The organism is Phenylobacterium sp. (assembly GCF_037968635.1).
In the GTDB taxonomy this organism is placed as follows: Bacteria; Pseudomonadota; Alphaproteobacteria; order Caulobacterales; family Caulobacteraceae; genus Phenylobacterium.
The window spans coordinates 13,807-35,200 of record NZ_JBBKVV010000036.1; the positions used below are offsets into that span (position 1 = coordinate 13,807).

17 protein-coding genes are annotated in these 21,394 nt (G+C 67.6%); 9 read left to right on the forward strand and 8 right to left on the reverse strand.

What is annotated here, in order from left to right:
- Positions 1 to 79: 79 nt before the first annotated feature.
- The 3 genes from AAC997_RS03740 to AAC997_RS03750 form a co-directional block, all read right to left on the reverse strand.
- A complete protein-coding gene (locus tag AAC997_RS03740) occupies positions 80 to 1,006 on the reverse strand; it encodes a hypothetical protein (RefSeq protein WP_340644359.1) in 927 nt (308 codons plus the stop codon).
- 172 nt (positions 1,007 to 1,178) lie between these two features.
- A complete protein-coding gene (locus AAC997_RS03745; protein ID WP_340644360.1) occupies positions 1,179 to 1,469 on the reverse strand; it encodes a hypothetical protein in 291 nt (96 codons plus the stop codon).
- Positions 1,462 to 1,857 carry a hypothetical protein gene (locus tag AAC997_RS03750; protein ID WP_340644361.1) on the reverse strand — a complete coding sequence of 132 codons (396 nt, stop codon included), beginning with the start codon at positions 1,855 to 1,857 and terminating at the stop codon, positions 1,462 to 1,464. The genes AAC997_RS03745 and AAC997_RS03750 overlap by 8 nt, the downstream gene beginning before the upstream one ends.
- Positions 1,858 to 2,015: 158 nt before the next feature.
- On the opposite strand from AAC997_RS03750, the gene coaBC reads away from it, so the two are divergent.
- From coaBC to AAC997_RS03765, 3 genes are read left to right on the forward strand one after another with little or no spacing between them, the layout of a single operon-like run.
- Positions 2,016 to 3,209, forward strand: coding sequence for a bifunctional phosphopantothenoylcysteine decarboxylase/phosphopantothenate--cysteine ligase CoaBC (gene coaBC, locus AAC997_RS03755; RefSeq protein ID WP_340644362.1), 1,194 nt, complete (start codon positions 2,016 to 2,018; stop codon positions 3,207 to 3,209).
- Positions 3,206 to 3,655, forward strand: a complete 450-nt coding sequence (gene dut, locus AAC997_RS03760) for a dUTP diphosphatase (RefSeq protein ID WP_340644363.1) — start codon at positions 3,206 to 3,208, stop codon at positions 3,653 to 3,655. The genes coaBC and dut overlap by 4 nt, the downstream gene beginning before the upstream one ends.
- Before the next feature lie 21 nt (positions 3,656 to 3,676).
- Entirely contained in the window at positions 3,677 to 3,859 is a 183-nt protein-coding gene (locus tag AAC997_RS03765; protein WP_340644364.1) for a hypothetical protein, read from the forward strand.
- On the opposite strand, the gene AAC997_RS03770 is transcribed toward AAC997_RS03765, so the two are convergent.
- The 3 genes from AAC997_RS03770 to AAC997_RS03780 form a co-directional block, all read right to left on the reverse strand.
- A complete protein-coding gene (locus tag AAC997_RS03770) occupies positions 3,856 to 5,301 on the reverse strand; it encodes an amidase family protein (RefSeq protein ID WP_340644365.1) in 1,446 nt (481 codons plus the stop codon). The genes AAC997_RS03765 and AAC997_RS03770 overlap by 4 nt on opposite strands.
- A gap of 36 nt (positions 5,302 to 5,337) precedes the next feature.
- Positions 5,338 to 6,105, reverse strand: a complete 768-nt coding sequence (gene dapB, locus AAC997_RS03775; protein ID WP_340644385.1) for a 4-hydroxy-tetrahydrodipicolinate reductase — start codon at positions 6,103 to 6,105, stop codon at positions 5,338 to 5,340.
- A 192-nt stretch (positions 6,106 to 6,297) separates the two neighbouring features.
- Positions 6,298 to 6,918, reverse strand: a complete 621-nt coding sequence (locus AAC997_RS03780; RefSeq protein WP_340644366.1) for a glutathione binding-like protein — start codon at positions 6,916 to 6,918, stop codon at positions 6,298 to 6,300.
- A 216-nt stretch (positions 6,919 to 7,134) separates the two neighbouring features.
- On the opposite strand from AAC997_RS03780, the gene AAC997_RS03785 reads away from it, so the two are divergent.
- From AAC997_RS03785 to AAC997_RS03800, 4 genes are all read left to right on the forward strand, one after another.
- On the forward strand, positions 7,135 to 7,755 hold the full coding sequence (locus AAC997_RS03785) for a TetR/AcrR family transcriptional regulator (RefSeq protein ID WP_340644367.1): 621 nt from the start codon (positions 7,135 to 7,137) through the stop codon (positions 7,753 to 7,755).
- A 95-nt stretch (positions 7,756 to 7,850) separates the two neighbouring features.
- Positions 7,851 to 8,495, forward strand: coding sequence for a glutathione S-transferase family protein (locus AAC997_RS03790; RefSeq protein ID WP_340644368.1), 645 nt, complete (start codon positions 7,851 to 7,853; stop codon positions 8,493 to 8,495).
- 119 nt (positions 8,496 to 8,614) lie between these two features.
- Positions 8,615 to 10,897: an NADP-dependent malic enzyme gene (locus AAC997_RS03795; RefSeq protein ID WP_340644369.1), complete on the forward strand. Its 2,283-nt coding sequence runs from the start codon at positions 8,615 to 8,617 to the stop codon at positions 10,895 to 10,897.
- 90 nt (positions 10,898 to 10,987) lie between these two features.
- The gene (locus tag AAC997_RS03800) at positions 10,988 to 12,295 is read left to right on the forward strand and encodes an Hsp70 family protein (protein ID WP_340644370.1); all 1,308 of its coding nucleotides are present in this window, start codon (positions 10,988 to 10,990) and stop codon (positions 12,293 to 12,295) included.
- A 4-nt stretch (positions 12,296 to 12,299) separates the two neighbouring features.
- Here the strand turns inward: AAC997_RS03800 and AAC997_RS03805 are convergent, their stop codons facing one another.
- On the reverse strand, positions 12,300 to 17,144 hold the full coding sequence (locus tag AAC997_RS03805) for an NAD-glutamate dehydrogenase (RefSeq protein WP_340644371.1): 4,845 nt from the start codon (positions 17,142 to 17,144) through the stop codon (positions 12,300 to 12,302).
- A gap of 201 nt (positions 17,145 to 17,345) precedes the next feature.
- Entirely contained in the window at positions 17,346 to 18,467 is a 1,122-nt protein-coding gene (locus AAC997_RS03810) for an AI-2E family transporter (protein ID WP_340644372.1), read from the reverse strand.
- 231 nt (positions 18,468 to 18,698) lie between these two features.
- On the opposite strand from AAC997_RS03810, the gene AAC997_RS03815 reads away from it, so the two are divergent.
- Together AAC997_RS03815 and AAC997_RS03820 are read left to right on the forward strand one after the other, a co-directional pair.
- Positions 18,699 to 20,201, forward strand: a complete 1,503-nt coding sequence (locus AAC997_RS03815) for a helicase HerA-like domain-containing protein (protein WP_340644373.1) — start codon at positions 18,699 to 18,701, stop codon at positions 20,199 to 20,201.
- On the forward strand, positions 20,198 to 21,391 hold the full coding sequence (locus tag AAC997_RS03820) for a DSD1 family PLP-dependent enzyme (protein ID WP_340644374.1): 1,194 nt from the start codon (positions 20,198 to 20,200) through the stop codon (positions 21,389 to 21,391). Before AAC997_RS03815 ends, AAC997_RS03820 begins: the two co-directional genes overlap by 4 nt.
- Positions 21,392 to 21,394 lie beyond the last annotated feature (3 nt).

A 21,394-nucleotide genomic window follows, 5' to 3' on the forward strand; every position in this document is an offset into this window, starting at 1 on the left:
ACGAAGACCCCGCCCACTTCGAAGAGACGCTGAAGAAGATCGCGACGAAGACGCCTACGCCGCCAGAGCCGCTCGGTGACTAGCGGTCGCCGATCTGCTTGGCCTCATACATTGAAGCGAGCTTCGCCGCCTCCATCTTACCGCCCGGCAGAAGGTTGGCCTTTCTAAGGATGTAGGACGGGTACTTGGTCCTGAGGTACACCGCTCGAAACCACTTTCGAAACTCCGGTAGAGCCTCGTCGGGGTAAGCCCACGCTTGTTGCGGATTGCTCGCGCTCTGGGGCATCTCTGCTGGAAAGTAGTGGGGGTACTGGATGCGTGCCCCGAACCTCTCCTCAAGACCATTTGCCGTCCAGTATGGCCCCCATGTCGTGCCCACGCTGCCGTCTGGCATTGTGTGCTCATTCACCGTCAGGCCGGCGTTAATAAGGTCGACCATTAGGCCGCTGCATTCCTTGAAGATGCTGAAATACCCGAATGGAACGCTATCTTTGAGGATGGAAACGCGGGCGTTAAAGAGCTTCCACTTATCCTCGGGCGTGTAATTGAGCGCCTCGTAGATGAACTGCTGAAGCCCGAATCGAGCGAGGCTCCTGTAGTTTTTAATCGCCGTTTCGTTGGTACGCTGAGCCTCGAACGCGAAGTACTCCAACATCGCCATGCAGACGATGTCTGGATAAGCGTAGTGCGGCGTGCCGTCCTTGTTGATTTCAAGGAAAAGCTGCTGCTCATCAAACCCCTTGGGGCTTAGATACTCACTGAAAAACTGCATCCTCCCTTTTGGAAAGACGCCCGTCTTTTGGGCCTGCTCCCACTCCGTCGTAAGCTCTTGAATGGTCGAACGTGCGGCGCCCGTCATTGCGGCCAAGCCGCGCTGGGTGAGGTAGGGGATACCATTCCCCAGAATCCCCATCTCAACGCCGCCGACGACCTTCTCGACCTCAATCCCGAAGTCGAACTTTAGCTGTATGGAGGTGGCCGGAGTTAAGGCGTTTTTCGGAGTCAAGCTGCTGTTTTCCTGAAGGAAATGGGTGGCCGGAGTTGGGCCAAAACTAGAGGCATCAAGCGCGCCAAAACCCACAATGCAATACAACCTCCGATTCGCCAACCGGGGCTATACAACCTTTATCGCAACGAAGACGCCGCCAGGACCGGATCGCAGCAAGCCCTAAAGTCGGTCACTCGCCGTCCATATCGTCGGTGCGGCCTCGCTCCACCCATTCCGCGACATTGGGCGGGACGCGACCCTTCCAATTGTAAGTCACTTCCGCGACAAACAACGTGTCGTTTTTCGCTAACAACGGAGAGATTCTATCAAACCAAGCCGCCGGAGAAAGGCCGGTCCATATCAACCACGTACTCGGCATGAACTTCGCCCAGTCTTTTGCGCGGCCGATTTTTGCCGAAATCTCTTCGTTTCTCTTTGTTTGAGTGCCGTAGTGGACAGCAATGAGAACATAGCTAGCCATTTTCAGACGCATCCGCCTGGATAATCTGAGGCGCGCTATTGAGCGGTAGTGTAAGCGTCCCGCCCTTCACTTGAGCTTCAAATCGCTTGTACTCAACAAATTCCGCACCATCTAACATCGCTTGAGCCGGATTTCGCTCAGCGAATCGTTGGGTCGCCGAAATCCACCACACAACTAGAACGCTCGCGACGAGGCCGGTCCCAACCAAAAACAGATTCTGCATTAGGTCTGGGCCAAGCTTCCAGACTATTCCTAGCCAAATGGCGAGGAGGGCTAGCATTGCGTAGCCAGTCTTCGCGACCACGCCCCGCCCGAAGCGGATGCCCATACCCGCTTCCGCCACCTTGCGGATGATCTCGTTCGGATCTGTCGGCCCCGACTCTCCCATGCCTTCACCATATCACCAGCGCTCCGGCTGGGAAGGCGGTTTGCAAAGTATATAATCGCCCAAGTGAAGCTGGAACAAATTAAGAACAGATTGGCGGGTTTGTCCAGCGGGTCTGTTTGGCCTATGACCGGGGACCTTCACAAGGGAGGCGCGAAGCCTTGTCGGAAAAGCGGATTCTCCTGATCGTGGGCGGCGGGATCGCGGCCTATAAGAGCCTCGAACTGGTGCGGCTGCTGCGCAAGGCAGGCGTCGCGGTGCGGCCGATCCTGACGGCCGCCGGCGCCCAATTCGTCACCCCGCTCAGCCTCTCGGCCCTGTGCGAAGACCGCGTCTATTCCGAGCTGTTCTCCCTGGATGACGAGTCGGAGATGGGCCACATCCAGCTTTCCCGCTCCGCAGACCTGGTGGTGGTGGCGCCGGCCACCGCCGACCTGATGGCCAAGGCGGCGGGCGGACTGGCGAACGACCTGGCGTCCACGACCCTGCTGGCCACCGACAAGCCGGTGCTGATGGCGCCGGCCATGAACGTGCGGATGTGGAACCACCCGGCCACCCAGCGGAACCTCAAGACCCTGGCCGCCGACGGCGTGACCTTCGTGGGGCCCGACGAGGGGGCCATGGCCTGCGGCGAGTTCGGCCCTGGCCGCCTGGCCGAACCGCCGGAGATCTTCGCCGCCATCATGAAGGCTTTGCAGGGCCCCGCGGCGAAGCCGCTCGCCGGACGCAGAGCCATCGTCACCGCCGGCCCCACCGCCGAACCCATCGACCCGGTCCGGGTGCTCACCAACCGTTCCAGCGGCAAGCAGGGGTTCGCCATCGCCGCCGCCCTGGCCGAACTGGGCTGCGAGGTCACCCTGGTGGCTGGCCCCGTGGCGGTTCCCACCCCGCTGGGCGTCAGGCGCGTGGACGTGGAGACGGCCCGCGAGATGCTCAGCGCCTGCGAAGCGGCCCTGCCCGCCGATATCTGCGTCTGTGTGGCGGCGGTCTCCGACTGGCGGCCCGAGACGCAGGCCGGCTCGAAGATGAAGAAGGGCGCGGACGGTCCCCCGTCGCTGACGCTGGTGGAGAATCCCGACATCCTGGCGACGCTCGCCAAGGGCTTCCCCCGTCCCAAGCTGGTGGTGGGCTTCGCCGCCGAGACCGACAATGTCGAGGCCTACGCCCAGGCCAAGCTGGCGAAAAAGGGCTGCGACTGGATCGTGGCCAATGATGTCAGCATCGCCGGCACCATGGGGGGCGACGACAACGCGGTCTCTATCGTCACGGCCCAGGGAATCGAGCGATGGGAGCGGACCGCAAAGTCCGACGTCGCCCGCAAGCTGGCGGCGCGCATGGCGAAGGAGCTCTCGTGAACCTGCCCATCAAGCGCCTGGCGCATAATTTGGAACTGCCTCTGCCGGCCTATGAGACCGCCGACTCCGCCGGCATGGACCTGCGCGCCGCGGTGCCGCAGGGCGAGCCGGTGGTGATCCGGCCGGGCGACCGGTTCGCCGTGCCCACCGGCTTGGCCATGGCGATCCCCCGCGGCTTCGAGGGCCAGGTGCGCCCTCGCTCGGGCCTGGCGCTGAAGTCGGGGATCACCTGTCTGAACACGCCAGGCACCGTGGATTCCGACTATCGAGGCGAGGTGAAGGTCATCCTGATCAACCTGGGCGCAGAAGATTTTACCGTCCGCAGGGGCGACCGCATCGCCCAGATGGTGATCGCCCCGGTGATCCAGGCGGCGGTGGCCGAGGTCAGCGACCTCGACGAGACGGCGCGTGGGGCCGGTGGGTTCGGCTCGACGGGCGCGGTCTAGACTCGACCTGGAGGATCGGAGATGATCGAGCTATTCGACGACTTGCCAGGCTGGAGGTTCGACATCCGAGAGGTTTCGGCCGGCGTTTTCCGGGCCGCAGCATCAGGATCGCATGGCGAAGAGTGGGTGGAGATCGACACGGACGAAGACGATCTGATCCAGACCTGTCGTAAGCGGGCCCTCGGCGCAGGCGACCCCGTCTAATAATCCATCGCCGGCGCCACAAACCCGCGGATGTTCTCGTCGATGGCCTGGGCGATGGCCAGGGTCTTGGCGTCGCCGCCCTGGGGGCCGATGATCTGGGCGCCGACGGGGAGGCCCGAGGCGGCGTGGCCGGCGGGGACGGTGGTCACCGGCAGGTGGCAGGCGGTGGCGAGCGCGATCCAGTTCAACATGGAGTCGTAGGGGATGGTCTTGCCGTCCGACAGGGTCAGCTTTCGGCTGTTGAAGGTCTTGTGATTGTGGGGGAAGGCGACGGTGGGGCTGACCGGCGCCAGGATCACGTCGTACTTGGAGAACACGGTCCTCAGGCCGTCGCGGAGGCGGCAGCGGATCTCGTCGGCCTCCAGCCACTCGGCATGGGTCGCGGTATAGGCCCGCACCTGGGCGAGGGAAGACCGCTCGTCGGCCCCGAGGGTCACGGCCAGCTTGGCGACGCCGCGCAGGGAGGCCATCTGCCGGCGCTGGGCCTCGGGCAGGTCGGTCCCCACCAAGGACCCCAGCAGCACCTGATAGGCCGCCATCAGCTGGTCGGTGGGGACCGGGCTGGAGATGATCTCGATCTCGGCGCCGGCCTCGGCGAGCTGGGTGACGAAGCCCTCAAGAACGGTGAGAATTTCACCGTCCAACGGGAAACCCTCCTCCTCGATCCAGACCCCGATCTTCGTCTTGGTGAGGTCGGCGGCGGGCGCCCTGGCCGCCACCGGTCCGTTGGCGATCAGCGACAACAGCAGGCGCAGGTCACGGGCTGAGCGCGCCATGGGGCCGATGACGTTGAGGTCGCGCTCGGCATGGGCGCCCGGATGGGGCGGGATGTGGCCGATCTGGGAGACCAGGCCCCAGGTGGGTTTGTGAGAGAAGACGCCGCAGAAGCTGGCGGGGACCCGCAGGGAGCCGCCGATGTCCGAGCCGATCTCCAGGGGCGTGATGCCGACCGCCAGGGCCGCCGCCGCGCCGCCCGAGGAGCCGCCGCTGGTGCGCTCGACGTCCCAGGGATTGTTGGTGGTCCCGTAGAGGTCGTTATAGCTCTGCCAGTCCCCGGCCATGACCGGGACATTGGTCTTGCCCCAGATCACCGCCCCGGCCCGGCGCGCGCCGTTCACGGCGTCGGCGTCCTCGCAGACTCGGTGGCGGAAGCTGTCGAGGCCCGCCGAGGCCGGCATGCCCTGGACGTCGAGGGTGTCCTTGATGGTCATGGGCAGGCCCGCCAGGGGGCCGAGGTGGCCGTCCTTCACCCGAGTGTCGTCGATGGAGCGGGCGCGCTCGAGGGCGTGGGTCAGGTCGGCATGGACCACGGCGTTGAGGCGCTTGTGCAGGCGTTCGTGCCGGCCCAGGGCCAGTTTCAGCAGCTCCTCGGCGGAGATCCGCTTGCTCTGCAGGGCGGCGAGCTGGCTCGTGGCGTCCTGGATGAGGATGTCTTCGGCCATGCAAATCGCCCCTGAAACGATAAAAAACTCTTCGCCTTAGCCCTTGAGGACGTCCTGCATGTCATAGAGGCCCGCAGGCCTGCTTCCCACCCAAAGGGCAGCCTGGACGGCGCCGCGGGCGAAAAGGCCACGGTCGCGGGCCGAGTGGCTCAGCGTCAGGATCTCGTCCTCGGCGGCGAAGATGACCGAGTGCTCGCCGATGATGTCACCGCCGCGCATGACGGAAAAGCCGATGTCGCCGGTCTTGCGCGGCCCATTGACGCCGTCGCGGCCACGGTCGGCGACGTCGTTCAGGGTCACGCCCCGGCCCTCCGCGGCGGCTTCCCCCAGCATCAGGGCGGTGCCCGAGGGGCTGTCGACCTTGCGGCGGTGGTGGGCTTCGAAGACCTCGATGTCGTAGTCGCTGGCGGCGAGGGCCTTGGCGGCCTGAGTGACCAGGCTCATCAGCATATTGACCCCGAGTGAGAAGTTGCGGGCCCGGACAATGGGAATCTTCGCCGCGCAGGCGTCGATAAGGGCGCCTTCGGCGTCGGAAATGCCGGTGGCGCCGATCACCAGGGCCGGGCCGCCGCGCTGGGCGCAGTGCTGGGCGAGCGCCAAGGAGGCTGCGGGCGTGGTGAAGTCGATGACCACGTCGCAGGCGGCCAGGGCCGCGTCGCGGCTCACCAGGCCCTCGGCGGTGATGTCGGGGCGATCGAAGCGAGCGACCAGGACCACGTCGTCACGGGCCTCCACCACGGCGGCGATCGCCTGGCCCATGCGGCCCAGGGCGCCGGCGATGGCGATGCGGATGGGAGCGGTCAGCGGGGTCTCTCCAGATGCAGGGTGTGGCCTGACATCGCTTGTCCCGCGTGGGTGAGGGTTGGGTCAAGAACCCTTGCCGTCATCCCGGACGGAGGTCAGGCCGAGCCGGGACCCAGGGGCGGAGAGCGTGGCCCCTGGGTCCCGGCTCTCCGCTACGCTGCGGCCGGGATGACGTTGGTTTGGCGTGAGCTCTTACGCCGCCTGGAGCAGCCCCATTTCCTCCTGCATCGCGCGGGCGACGTGAGGCCTGGCGGTGACGCGGGCGTAGTAGGCGGCGACGGAGGGCCAGGCCTTGAGGTCGATCCCCACGAACTGCGCCCAGTTCAGCACGGCGGTGAGATAGGCGTCGGCGACGCTGAAGCGGTCCAGCAGATAGTCGCGGCCTGAGAGATGGGCGTCGAGATAGGCCAGGCGGGCCGGGGCGGCCTCGCGGGCATAGGTCTTGGCGCCGTCATTGGCCTTGGGGCTCAGCAGCGGGGTGAAAACGCTCTTGTGGAGTTCCGAACCGATGAAGCTGAGCCACTGGGCCAGGCGCGAGCGCTCGAGGCCGCTGGCCGGGGCCAGGTTCGCCGCCGGGAACTGGTCGGCGATGAAGGGCAGGATGGCGGCGTTCTCGGTGAGGATGTCGCCGCCCGCGGTGCGCAGGGCCGGGACCATGCCCTTGGGGTTGATGGCCCGGTAGTCGGCGCCGTCAGAGGTTGTCTGGGTCTTTGTGTCGACCCGCTGGAGGGCGACTTGCGCCTCCGCGCCGGCCTCATAGACGGTGATGCGCGAGGCGAGCGAGCAGGCGAGGGGTGAGAAATAGAGTTCCATGACGTCCTCCGGTCCATTGATTTACATACCGTCTGATACAAAATAAAAGCGGTCAATCATTATATGCGATTTGGTATGAAAAGAGCTTCCCGCACAGCGCGAGTTCCTCAACCTGCAGAGGGGCCGCATACCTGCAGAGGGGCCAAATACCTGCTGGCGCCCGGCAATAAAGTCCTTAACGGTAGTAAATTAATCGCCTCTGGGATTTGATTCGAAGTGGTACAGAAGCCCCGGCCTCGCGGCCGCCCGCGCAGCTATGACCCCGACGTGGCGCTGGACCAGGCGCGCGCCGCCTTCTGGAACACCGGCTACGCGGCGACGTCCCTGGATGACCTGTCGGCGGCCACCGGCCTGAACCGGCCCAGCCTCTACGGGGCGTTCGGCGACAAGAAGGCCATGTACCTCCAGGCCCTGGAGAAGTCCCGGGCCGAAACCAATGCCGGCCTCGCGGCGGCCATGGCGCCCGAGGAACACCTGCGCGCCGCCCTGACCCGGGTCTATGAGGCCGCGGCGACGATCTACAGGCGCGGAGAGGCCGGGCCGCGCGGCTGTTTCCTGATCGGCACGGCGGTGACCGAGGCGGTGGACGATCCGGACATCCGCGCCGTGCTGGCGAACGCGCTCTCCGAGATCGACGCGGCCTTCGAGGCGCGAATCTCCCGCGCCATGGAGGTTGGCAACCTGCCGGGCTCCAGTGATGCGGCGGGCATGGCGCGGGTGGCGACCGGGGTGCTGAACGGCATGGCGGTGCGGGCGAGGTCCGGGGCCGATCTCGCGACCCTCAAGGCGATGGGGGCCTCGGTGGTGGATCTGATCTGCGGTCGGGCGGGGCGGTAGGCCAGGCCCTGGTTTCCGGCGACGGCGACGACTATGGGTTCCCCCCTCAGCGCGCCCGCTTCGAGGAGGCGCGCCGAACCTCATCAGGAAACGCCATGAAGCTCTATTCCGCCGAACTCTCGCCGTTCGCCGCACGTCCCCGGGTGGCCATCTACGCCAAGAACCTGCCCGTCGAGATTCTGCCGCACCCCGCGGACCTGAAGAGCGCCGAGTATCTGGCGATCAATCCGATGGGCAAGTTGCCGGCCCTGGTGCTGGACGACGGCACGGTGATCCCGGAGAGCGACACCATTGTCGAGTATCTGGCCGACGCCTTCCCCGATGCCGGCCTGCGCGCCGCCAAGCCCGTCGATATCGCCCGCGGCCGGCTGATCGCCCGGGTGGCCGAGCTCTATGTGATGGCCAGCGGTGGCGCGCTTTTTGGTCAGATGAATCCCGCAACGCGTGATCAGGCCGTGGTGGACGACGCCTTCGTGAAGCTGGAGAGCGGCCTGGAGCACCTGAATGTCTTCATGACCGAGGATCGGTACGCGGTGGGTGACGCGATCACCACAGCCGACTGCGCCCTGGTTCCCGTGCTGATGTTCGTGGGCGTGTTCGGCATGGTGTTCGGCAAGGGCGACCAGCTGGCCAAGCACACCAAGGTCGCCGCCTATTGGGGCCGGGTGCAGCAGGAGCCGGGCGCCGCCAAGGTGCTGGGCGAAATGCAGGCCGCCCTGGCCGCCCGCCGCGCGGGCTGATCTGCCATTCCCTCGCCCGGCCAAGCTTTGGCCCAGGGCAGGTTGTTTCAGGGCGCCGGCCTCTGTAGGTTGGCGCCCTTCGTTCCCAAGACCTTAGCGCCCAAGGACCCGCCGCCCCTATGAGCGACGCTGAAAAACGCACCTTCACCGATGAGGAAGCCCTGAGCTTCCACAAGTACCCGACGCCCGGGAAGATCGCGATCGTCGCCACCAAGCCGATGGCGACGCAGCGTGACCTCAGCCTGGCCTATTCGCCGGGCGTCGCGGTGCCGGTGCTGGCCATCGCCGAGAACCCGGAGCTGGCCTACGACTATACGTCCAAGGGCAACCTGGTGGCGGTGATCTCCAACGGCACCGCGATCCTCGGCCTCGGCAATCTGGGAGCCCTGGCCTCCAAGCCGGTGATGGAGGGCAAGAGCGTGCTCTTCAAGCGCTTCGCCGACGTCGACTCCATCGACATCGAGGTCTCGGCCACCGACCCGGACGAGGTCATCACGGTGATCAAGAACATCGGCGTGACCTTCGGCGGCATCAATCTCGAGGACATCAAGAGCCCCGAGTGCTTCCGCATCGAGACCGAACTGCAGGAACTGCTGGATATCCCGGTGTTCCACGACGACCAGCACGGCACGGCGATCATCTCCGCCGCCGGCCTGATCAACGCCTGCCACATCACCGGCCGGGCCCTGAAGGACGTGAAGGTGGTGCTGTGCGGGGCCGGGGCGGCGGGGATCGCCAGCCTGGACCTGATCAAGGCCATGGGCGTGCGCAGCGAAAATTGCATCGCCGTGGACAATACCGGCGTGATCTATCGCGGCCGCAGCGCGGGCATGAACCAGTGGAAGTCGGCCCATGCCGTCGACACCGACGCCCGCACCCTGGCCGAGGCCCTGGTGGGGGCCGACGTCTTCCTGGGTCTGTCGGCCAAGGGGGTGCTGACCCAAGAGATGATCATGAAGATGGCGCCCAATCCGCTGATCTTCGCCATGGCCAATCCGGACCCTGAGATTCTCCCCGAAGAGGTCCACGCCGTGCGCCCCGACGCCATCGTCGGCACCGGGCGCAGCGACTATCCCAACCAGGTCAACAACGTCCTGGGCTTCCCCTACATCTTTCGCGGCGCCATGGACGTGCGCGCGCGCCGGGTGAACCTGGAGATGAAGATCGCCTGCGCCAACGCCCTGGCCCAGCTCGCCCGCGAGGACGTTCCCGACGAGGTGGCGGCCGCCTATCACGGCGTGCAGCTGAAGTTCGGCCCGCAGTACATCATCCCCTCGCCCTTCGATCCCAGGCTGATCTGGTACATCCCGCCCTTCGTCGCCCAGGCGGCCATGGACACCGGTGTCGCCCGCAAGCCGATCGAGGACATGGACGCCTATCGCGCTTCGCTGGCCCAGCGGCTCGATCCCACCGCGGCCTTCCTGCAGAAGCTGCAGGGGACGGTGCAGGCGGCGCCCAAGAAGCGGATCGTCTTCGCCGAGGGCGAGGAACCCAGCGTGATCCGGGCGGCCTACGCCTTCGAGAGCCAGGGCCTGGGCCATGCCGTTCTGGTGGGCCGCGAGGACCTGGTCCGCGAGAACATGACCCTGGCGGGCCTCGACCCGGACGTGGTCAAGCTGGAGATCATCAACGCCCGGCTGTCGGACAAGAACCCGCAGTATGTGGACTATCTCTATGGTCGGCTGGCGCGGCAGGGTTTCCTGAAGCGTGACGTGCAGCGGCTGATCAACCAGGACCGCAACTCCTTCGCCGCCTCGATGGTGGCGCTCGGTCACGCCGACGGCATGGTCACCGGGGTCACGCGCTCCTACGACCAGGTGCTGGAGGAGGTCTTGCAGGTGATCGACCCGCTGCCGGACGGCCGGGTCATGGGCATGAGCGTGGTGCTGGCCAAGGGCCACACCCTGTTCATCGCCGACACCAACGTCACGGAGATGCCCGAGGCCGACGAACTGGTGGAGATCGCCCTGCAGGCGGCGCGCACGGTGACCTCGCTGGGCTACACGCCGCGCCTGGCCTTCATGTCCTATTCCACCTTCGGCAACCCCATGGGGCTGCGCAGCGAGAAGGTGCGCGACGCCGTGGCCATGCTCGACGAGATGGACGTCGACTTCGAGTACGAGGGCGAGATGCCGCCGGAGCTGGCGCTCGATCCGGAAAAGCGGGTCAACTACCCGTTCATGCGCCTGACCGGCCCGGCCAATGTGCTGATCATGCCGGCCATCCACTCGGCCGCCATCTCCACCCAGCTGGTCAAGGCGGTCGGCGGGGCCACGGTGATCGGGCCCCTGCTGCTGGGGTTGTCGAAGTCGGTGCAGATCTGCCCGCTCTCGGCCTCGGTCAGCCGCATCCTGCAGATGGCCACCGTGGCCGCCTACGAGCAGGACCTGGTGGAGGCCTGATGCGTCGGGCCTGCCTCACGAACTAGCGGATCGCGCGCCGTTCGGGTGGGTGGGGATCCGTCGCCTCTCACCCTCTCAAAGGAACGCGCCATGGCCGGGACGATCGGCATCGATTTCGGCACCACCAATACGGTGGTGGCGCTGGCCGGCGACAGCGGCGCGGCGAGCCTGGTCAACTTCCCGGCGCCGGAGGGCGAGCTGTTCGCCTTCCGCTCGGCGATCAGCTTCCACGCGCCGGCCGAGCGGCCCAACGACCGCACGGTGGAGGCCGGGCCCTGGGCCATCGACGCCTATGTCGAGGACCCGCTGGAGACCCGCTTCATCCAGTCCTTCAAGAGCTTCGCGGCCTCGGAGAGCTTCACCGAGACCCAGATCATCGGGCGGCGCTATCAGTTCGAGGACCTGCTCTCGGCCTTCCTGCTGAAGATGCGCGACCATGCCGGCGCGGGGCTTTCGAGCCTGCCCGACCGGGTGATCGTCGGCCGGCCGGTGACCTTCGCCGGCGGGGCGCCCAATCCGGAACTGGCCCTGCGCCGCTACGACACGGCCTTCGCGCGGCTGGGTTTCAAGGAGATTCTCTACGCCTATGAGCCCGTTGGCGCGGCCTTCTTCTTCGCCCGGGAGCTGAAGGCGGACGCCACGGTGCTGGTGGGCGACTTCGGCGGCGGCACCAGCGACTTCTCGATCATCCGGTTTTCGCGCGAGGGCGGCGAGATCCAGTCGACGCCGCTGGGGCGCTCAGGCGTCGGCGTGGCCGGCGACGCCTTCGACTACCGGATCATCGACCACCTGGTGTCGCCGGAACTGGGCAAGGGGTCGAGCTACACCTCCTTCGGCAAGACCCTGCCGATCCCCAACCGCTACTATTCCACCTTCGCGCGCTGGGACCAGCTGGCCCTGATGCGGGCCAGCCGCGACATGCGCGAGATCCGCAAACTGGTGCGCGAGGCCGTCGAGCCCGACAAGATCGCCCGCCTGGTGGAGACCCTGGACGAGAACTACGGCTACCTGCTGTACCGCTCGGTGAGCCGGCTGAAGGAGGCGCTGTCGCGCGACAGCTCGGCCCCGTTCCGCTTCGCGGCCGGCAGCATCGAGATCGTGCGCGACGTGGCGCGCAGCGAGTTCGAGGGGTGGATCGCGCCGGAGCTCGGCCTGATCGAGACCGCCGTCGACGAGGCCCTGGCAGACGCGGGCCTGCGGCCCGACCAGATTGACCGCATCTTCCTGACCGGCGGCTCGTCCCTGGTGCCGGCGGTCCGGGCCATCTTCCACCGTCGCTTTGATCCCAGCCGGATCGAGAGCGGCAGCGAACTGGAGTCCATCGCCTCGGGCCTGGCCCTGATGGGCCGGGAGCGGGACCTCGACCGCTGGTGCCGCCGCGCCGAGCTCGCCGCATAATTTCTTACCGCTTGGCGACCCCCTCCGTGGCGTTGGCGGCGAGCTCCCGCAAGGCGGCGTTGGCGATGGTGAGCTTGGCGAAGGTCCAACCGCCGCCGGCCGCCTCGATCTCGGCGATGGACCTGGTGGCGGCCTCGGCGGCTTCGCGGCGGAGGGCGGTCCAGGAGGCGATGGCCTTGCGGGCGGCCTCCGGCGTCTCGCCCGCCTGGGCGCCGGCGGCGAAGGCCATGATCGAGCGGGTCAGGACCGCCTGCTCGGCCAGCAGGTCCTCCAGCAGGCGGCGCACGGCGGTGCGTTCGAAGCCGTCGCCGGCCGTGAACCCGCCGGCCGCCGCGCGCAGGCGATCGAAGGCGAAGACCGCCCCGGTCTGGTGATAGAGCCGGGCCACATTGGGCAGGGCCCAGGAGGAGGCCTCGGCCAGGTCCACCAGGTCCACCGCCGTGGTGAGCGGCTGCAGGTTGGCCACCTGGACGGCGAGCGCCTCCGGAGCGCCGGCCTCCACCAGCCGGTCGATCTGGGCCTGGGTGCGGGTCTGCTCGACGTCCGACAACACGTCGGCGCCTAGCCTGCGCAGGATCGCGGTGCCGGGGCCGTAGCGTTTGACGAGGTCGGCCACACCGGCGCCGGTGCGGGCCGCGCGGCGGGCCAGCCAGAAACTCTCGCCCCGCAGCGTGTAGGCGAGCCGGCGGAACAGGGCCATCTGGCCGGCGGCGGGAGTCTGGCCGGGGATGGTGGGATCCAGGGCGGCGACCGTGTCCCAGAGGGCCGGCAGCTCCAACACCGCCTTGGCGGCCTCATAGCCAGCGACGAAGGCGCGGATGTCGCAGGCCGCCGCCGCCATAAGCCGCGAGGGGAAGCTCGGGCCGCACCGATTGACCACGTCATTGGCGACCACCGTGGCGATGATGTCGCGGCGCAGGCGGTGGCGGCGCAGGGCGTCGTCGTACTTGCGCAGGCCCTTCGGGAAATAGCCCTCCAGCACCGCCTCGAAGTGCGGATCATCGGGGGCTCGGGAGGCCACGATGTCGTGGGACAGCTCCAGCTTGCCATAGGCCAGCAGGACAGCCTCCTCGGGGCGGGTCATGCCGAGGCCGGCCTCGGCGCGGGCGGCGATGACGGCGAGATCGGGCAGGCCCTCCACCGTGCGGTCCAGCCGACCCTCGGATTCCAGCTTGGACATGAAGCGGGCATGGGGTTCGAGCTCGCCGGGGGCGTCCAGGTCCATCAGGGAGAGGGCCAGGGTCTGGTCGTAGTTATGGGCCAGGACGTGGGCCGCCACGTCGTCGGTCATCGACTTCAACAGCTTGTCGCGCCGGGGCCGGGTCAGGACGCCGGTCCGTTCGAGGATGCCGGTGGCGATCTTGATGTTGACCTCGTGGTCGGAGCTATCGACCCCGGCCGAGTTGTCGATGGCGTCGGTGTTGATCTTGCCGCCCGCCAGGGCGAACTCGATGCGGCCGGCCTGGGTCAGGCCCAGATTGGCGCCCTCGCCCACCACCTTGACCCGCAGATCCGAGCCGTTGACCCGCAAGGCGTCGTTGGTCTTGTCGCCGACCTCCAGGTGGCCCTCGGCGTGGGCCTTCACATAGGTGCCGATGCCGCCGAGATAGAGCAGTTCGGCGGGCGCCTTGAGGATGGCTGAGAGCAGTTCGGCCGGCGTCGCGGTCTCCGCGCTGATCTCCAGCATGGCGCGGACTTCGGCGGAGAGCGGGATGGACTTCAAGCTGCGCGGGAAGACCCCGCCGCCCCTGGAGATCAGCTGACGGTCATAGTCGTCCCAGGAGGAGCGCGGCAGCTCAAACAGGCGAGCCCGCTCGGCATAGCTGGCGGCAGTGTCCGGATCGGGGTCGAGGAAGATATGCCGGTGGTCGAAGGCCGCCAGCAGCCGGGTCGCCGGCGACAGCAGCATGCCGTTGCCGAACACGTCGCCGGACATGTCGCCGACCCCCACCACCGTGAAGGGCTCGCTCTGGATGTCCTTGCCCAGTTCGCGGAAGTGACGCTTCACCGCCTCCCAGGCGCCGCGCGCGGTGATGCCCATGACCTTGTGGTCGTAGCCCGCCGACCCGCCCGAGGCGAAGGCGTCCCCCAACCAGAACCCGTAGGACTCGGCGACGCCGTTGGCGATGTCGGAGAAGGTGGCGGTGCCCTTGTCGGCGGCGACCACCAGATAGGGGTCGTCGGCGTCGTGGACCACGACGTTCTCCGGGTGGATGACCTTGCCGTCGGGGGTCAGGTTGTCGGTGATGTCCAGCAGGCCCTGCAGGAACGTCGTGTAGGCGCGGACGCCTTCCGCACGGATCGCGTCGGCCGCGCCCCCCTTGGGAAGCTGCTTGGGATAGAAGCCGCCCTTGGAGCCAACGGGGACGATCACCGCGTTCTTGGTGTTCTGGGCCTTGGCCAGCGCCAGGACCTCGGTGCGGAAGTCGTCGCGCCGGTCGCTCCAGCGCAGGCCGCCGCGGGCCACGGGGCCGAAGCGCAGGTGGACGCCCTCGACATGGGTGGCCCAGACGAAGATCTCGCGGAACGGCTTGGGCAGGGGCAGGTCGGCCAGTTCGCCCGACGCCACCTTGAAGCTGATATAGGGCTTGGACGAGCCGTCGGGATTGGGCTGGTAGTAGTTGGTGCGCTTGATGGCGCCCACCAGCAGGGCCAGGCGTCGAAGCACTCGGTCGTCGTCCAGGCTTTCAACCAGCTGCAGGGCCTCGACAATCTCGGCCATCACGGCGGCGGCCTGCGTCTGGCGGGCCTCCAGACTGACATTGATCGCCGGATGGAATTTCGTGCGGAAGAGATCCAGGATCAGGCGGGCGACGCCCGGATGCGCTGACAGCGCCTCTTCCTGCACCCGCTGGCTGGGGTCGAGGCCCGACTGCTGGCGGTGACGGGCCAGCGCCCGGATGAGGGCGGCGTCGCGCCAGGTGATGGAAAGCTCCAGCACCAGGCGGTTGAAGCCGTCGTTCTCGGTCTTGCCGCTCCAGACCGCGACAAAGGCGTATTCGAAGGCGGCCTTGACCTCGGCGAAGATCAGGTGCTCGCCGCGCTCGTCGTCGAGTTCGAAGTCGTGGATCCAGACCGGATCGGCGCCCGCGCGGGTGACCGGAAAGCCGGTCTCCACCATGGCCTTCAGGCCCATGTTCTCCAGGATCGGCAGGACATCGGCGAGGGGCGCCGGGGCGCCGGGGCGATAGAGCTTGAAGCGGAACCGGGTCTTGCCGTCGCCGGGCCGGCGATAGGCGCGGACGCGGACGGGTTCCTCAGGCTCCAGGCTGTCGATCACCGCCAGGTCAGCCAGGGCCTCGGCGGCGTCATAGCGGTCTCGGTAGCCGGCCGGGAAGGCGTTCGCATAGCGGCCCAGGATGTCGGCGACCTCCGCCGTGGGCCGGCCGCTGGCGCGGGTCGCGGCGTCAAACCGATCCTCCCAGGTGCGGCTGGCCTGGGCGATCTCGGCTTCCACCAGCCTCAGGTCCGGGTCGAGATGGTCGCCTGGCGTGAAGCCAATGATGAAGTGGACCCGCGCCAAAGGCGCGTCGGAGAAATAGGGGTAGTAGGCCGAGACCCGGCCGGCATAGGCCCTGGCCAGCATCTCGCCGGCCTTGGCCCGCAGCTCCGAATCGTAGCGCTCGCGCGGCACGTAGAGCAGGATCGAGGCGAAGCGGTCATAGGGGTCGCGACGTTCGAACACCCGGACCCGCGGACGGTCATAGAGGTGCAGGACGGCGAGCGAGGCGGCCAGCAGGTCGGCCTCGCTGGCCTGGAAGAGCTCGTCGCGCGGGTGGTTCTCGACGATGTTGCGGAGGCGCTTTTCGTTGTGGCTGCCCGGCGCGGCGCCGGCCTTGGCCAGGATGTGGGCGACCTTGGCCCGCAGCAGAGGCACGTCGTGCGCCGGTTCGTCATAGGCTTCTGATGTGAACAGCCCGACGAAGCGGATTTCGCCGCTGGGTTTGCCGTCGGCGCCGTAGCGCTTGACCCCCACATAGTCCATGTAGCCGCGCCGATGGACCCGGGAGCGGAGATTGGCCTTGGCCACCGTCACCGGCGGATCGGTCAGGCGCGAACGGATCTGGGCGGTCAGCACGGCGGGCTCGGAGGAGCGGCGCAGCACGGTGCGCGCAGGATCTCGCAGCACGCCCAGGCCGTCCTGCGGCTGGAAGAGGGGCTCTTCCGGCGCGTAGTCGCCATTCTTCAGGCGGGGGTACTCGTAGACCCGGGCGCCGAGATAGACGAAGTGCTCGTTGTGCAGCCAGGAGAGGAAGGCGATCTCCTCATCGCGAACCTCGCTCCGGGCCGCGGCCTGCAGTTCGGCGATGGCGCGGGCCATCAGGTCCAGCATGGCCGGGAAGTCGTCGACCGCGGCGCGCACATCGGCCAGTGTGGTCTTGAGGCCCGTCAGCAGAGCGGCCTCGCGGTCCTTGCCCACGGTCTCCAGCAGCACCTGGATCATGGATTCGCGGAGCGGCGTTCCGGTCGCCGCGCGGACCCCCTTCTTGTCGCGCGAGACGGCGACGATGGGGTGGAACATGGCCCGGACCGACAGGCCCTGATCGGCGATCTCCGCCATGACGCTGTCCACCAGGAACGGCGCGTCGTTCTGCACGATTTCCAGCAGGTCGAGACCGCCCTCGCCATGCACCAGGCGTATGGCCGGGGCCTTGCCCTTGCGGGTTTCCGCGAAGGTCCAGAAGTCGGCGAGCGCGGCGGCCAGATCCTCGGTCTGCAGCTCGGGCAGTTCGTCGGGCGCGGCGTCGGCGGCCGCCTGCTCGACGAAGGTGCGGCAGGCGTCGGTTTCCGGAACCAGGGCCAGGAAGGCCTTGATCAGGGCGTTGGCGAATTTCGTGCGGCGGGTCATCGACGGGCTCCGGACGCGAGAACGCCGCCGGAGGAGAGTGTCCGGCGGCGCCTGGTTCCGCCTAGGGGGGGTGGCGAAACACTCGGTCCTCGCGTCACCCGGGGGCTGAGAAAGCGGGCGTCGAGGTGTCGGGTCTTGCCCGAGCCACACTCAGATAGGCATTGAACGGCCAAGTTTAAGACCCCGGTGTTGCAGCCCGTCTCACGCTTGCGTGACGGCAGGCTTGCGTTTCGGTTTTGACTTCTCGTCGGCTGCGAACGGCGCCGTCCGGTCTCGCAGTTTCTCGGGTTCCCCGTCGGCGGACAACAGGACGGCGACCCAGCGGGTTCCATCGAACTGGGCCAGGATCACCATGGCCATCACCGTCAGGGGCGTGGAAAGGAACATGCCGGCCACACCCCAGATGGCGCCCCAGAAGGCGAGGCTGAGGAGGACCACCACCGGGTCTATGTTCAGGCTGTCGCCCTGCATGCGCGGCAACACCACATTGCCCACCACGAACTGGATCAACTGCAGAACGCCCAGGAGCACGAGGGCCGGCCAGAACGGCTCGAACTGGATGAGGGCGAAGATCGGCGGCGCCAGGATGCCCACGGCGCCGCCGATGATCGGAATGTACGAGGCGATAAAGATCAGGAAGGCCCAGAACACCGCATTGTCGAGGCCGATCACCGCCATGACGACCCAGGAGGCCACAGCGATCATCAGGCCGGTGACGGTCTGGACCCAGAGATATTGCTCCACCCCGTCACGAATGCGCTGGAAGGCCTCGACGGCCTCACGGCGCGCGGCTCGGTTGTCCGACAGCCCGACCAGCTTGCGCTCAAAGGCGTGCCGAGAGGCGATGATGAAGCCCAGATAGATCAGAATGAAGAGGGCGTTGGAGGCGAAGTTCTGGAACCCGCGCGCCACGTCGCCGATGTACTTGCTGGGGTCCAGTCGCATGAACAACTGGTCGATGGTGGGGGCGACACCCGTTCCGGCGGCGGCGGCCACCTGGGCGATCAGGCTGTTGAGCTTTGGGGTGTAGGTGACCAGCTGGGTGGCGAAGCTGACGCCATTGTCGGCGATCACGAACAGAGCCGTGCCGAACAGCAGAATGGAGACCATGATGGCCAAGGGCAGGGCCGCGCGGCCCGGAATCCAGGGGAGGCGTCGCTTCAGGACCCGGGCGAAGCCGTCGATCACGATGGCCAGGAACATGGCCATGGCCGGCGGGGTCAGGATGTCGGCCAGCCAGAAGATGGCGGCCCCTGTCGCGATAACGGCCAGAATGACCAGGCAGGTGCGGGAAACGGTTGAAGTCTGTACGGCGGCGGGCATGGGGCCGACTGTCCTTGGGGTCGCGGGCGGCGTCAATCAGCGTCAGCAGTACGCTGATTTCGCCGGGACGATGCTGCGTAGTTCATGGGAATTTCGGTTGGGCCGGCAAGGCTGAGCCAAATCTCCGGGGTTTGGCGAAATGATCTCGCGCGTGACAATTGTTTGCGCTTGCCCGTGGCGACACGGGGCGGCTGGCGATAGCGTGGCGCGACAGTTCCAAGGAGCGTTCCCATGGCCGACGACGGTGTCCTGATCGGGTTTTCCGATCATATCGAGAGCCTGCGGCTGGACCGCGCCAACCGGCACGGCCTGGTGGCCGGCGCGACGGGCACAGGCAAGACAGTGACTCTTCAGGCCCTGGCGCAAGGCTTGTCGGACGCGGGCGTGCCGGTCTTCGCCGCCGACGTGAAGGGCGACCTCTGTGGGATCGCCGCGGCGGGAACACCCAACGAAAAAATGCTGGCTCGCGCCAAGGTGATGAACCTGGAAATGCGCCCTGCCGCCGCGCCCGTGGTGTTCTGGGACCTGTTCGGCGAGCAGGGCCACCCGATCCGCGCCACGGTTTCCGAGATGGGGCCGCTGCTGATCTCCCGCATGCTGGAGCTCAACGATGTGCAGGAGGGCGTTCTCACGGTGGTTTTCCGCGCCGCCGATGAGGAAGGCCTGCTGCTGCTCGACCTGAAGGACCTGCAGGCGGCGCTCACCTACACCTCCGACAACGCCAAGGCGCTGGGGGCGAAGTACGGCAACGTCTCGGCCGCCACGGTGGCCACCATCCAGCGCAAGCTGCTGACCCTGGAGGACCAGGGTGGGGCCAACCTTTTCGGCGAGCCGGCCCTGCAGCTTTCCGACCTGATGCGCACCGACGGCTCGGGCCGGGGCTATGTGAACATCCTGGCCGCCAACAAGCTGATCGCCAGCCCCCGGCTCTACGCCACCTTCCTGCTGTGGCTGATGAGCGAACTGTTTGAGGAGTTGCCCGAGGTGGGGGACCCGGAGAAGCCTCGACTGGTCTTCTTCTTCGACGAGGCCCACCTGCTGTTCCGCGACGCCCCCAAGCCGCTGCTGGAGAAGGTCGAGCAGGTGGTGCGGCTGATCCGGTCCAAGGGCGTGGGGGTCTATTTCGTCACCCAGAACCCGGCCGACATCCCCGAGACGGTGCTGGGCCAACTGGGCAACCGCATCCAGCACGCCCTGCGCGCCTATACCCCCGTCGAGCAGCGAGGCCTGCGGGCCGCCGCCGACAGTTTCCGCACCAACCCCGCCTTCGACACCGCCGACGCGATCCAGGCCCTGGGGGTCGGCGAGGCCCTGGTCTCGATGCTGGACGAGAAGGGGGCGCCCACCGTGGTGCAGAAGACCCTGATCCGGCCGCCCAATTCCCGGCTCGGCCCGCTGACCCCCGCCGAACGCGCCGCTGTGATGGCGCAGAGCCCGGTGCGGGGTCTCTATGACGAGGCCCAGGATCGGGAGTCGGCCTTCGAGAAGCTGGCGGCCCGCACGGCCGCGGCCGCCGAAGCCGCGGCGGCGCCGGTTCAGCAACGCCGAGCCCAACCCACCCCGGCGCCCTGGGGCGAGGAGCCGGCGCCCGCGCGTCGACCCACGGCCCGCGCCTCGAACCGCCAGTCCATGGGCGAGACCTTCGCCAAACAGCTTCTTCGCACCGTGGCCAGCACCGCGGGACGCGAGATCATGCGCGGCCTGATGGGCGGCCTGAAACGCAGCCGCCGATGAGCGCCGAACGCCCCCTGGAGACCATCACCGCTGAGCTCGGCGGCCTGGCCGACCGACCCTCCACCGCCCTGTCCCTGGCGCTGATCGGCCAGCCCGGGTCGCGCTGGCGAATTCCCACGCCGGCGGGGATCATCGACCTCGACGCCTTCGACCGCAACGTGGCGCGGATGGCGGGCCGCGCCAAGGCGGCGGGCCTGGCCCTTCGACCTCACGCCAAGTCCCACAAGTGCGCGGCCCTGGCGCGGCGCCAGATCGCGGCCGGCGCGGTGGGCGTCTGCTGCGCCAAGCTGGCTGAAGCCGAGGCTCTGTCGGCGGCGGGTATTCGCGGCATCCTGATCACCTCGTCCCTGGCCGGCGAACCTTCGGCGGCGCGCGCCGCCAAGCTGGCCGGGATCGACCCCGACTTCGCCATCACCGTCGACCATCCCGATGGCGCGACCGAGATCGGCCAGGCCGCCCAGGCGGCCGGCGTCACCGTCCAGGTGGTGCTCGATGTGGATCTGGGCATGGGACGCACCGGCGTCTCCAGTGTCGACCAGGCGGTGGCGGTGGGGGCGGCGATCGGCGCCCAGCCGTCGCTGACCCTGATCGGGGTCCAGGGCTATGGCGGGCACTGGCAGCACATGGCCGGCGCCAATGAACGCACCGCCGCCGTGGCCGACGGCATCGTCAAACTCTCCGATGTGGTTCAGGCGCTGCGGGCCCAGGGCCATGAAATCCGCCTGGTGACGGGCGGCGGCACCGGCACCTTCTCCGCTGACGCGGCCCAGGGGGTGCTGAACGAGATCCAGGCCGGGTCCTACGCCTTCATGGACCGGGAGTACCGCGAGGCGCTGGGGTCGGACGACGACGGCGCCTTCGAGACCAGCCTGATGGTCCAGGGCCGGGTGATCAGCGCCAACGCCGAGCGCTGGGTGACGGTGGACGCCGGCCTGAAGGCCTTCGCCACCGACGGCCCGGAGCCAGAACCCCTGGGGGAGGACTGGGCCGGCGCCAAGTATCGCTTCTTCGGCGACGAGCACGGCATGGTCACGCGGCCCCGGCACAGGACCGTGGCGCGGGGCGAACGCGTCGAGTTCACCGCGCCGCACTGCGACCCGACGATCGACCGCTATGATCTGCTGCATCTGGTGCGCGGCGACGTGCTGGTGGATGTCGTCAGGGTCGAGGGCCGGGGCGCGTCGCAATAGGCC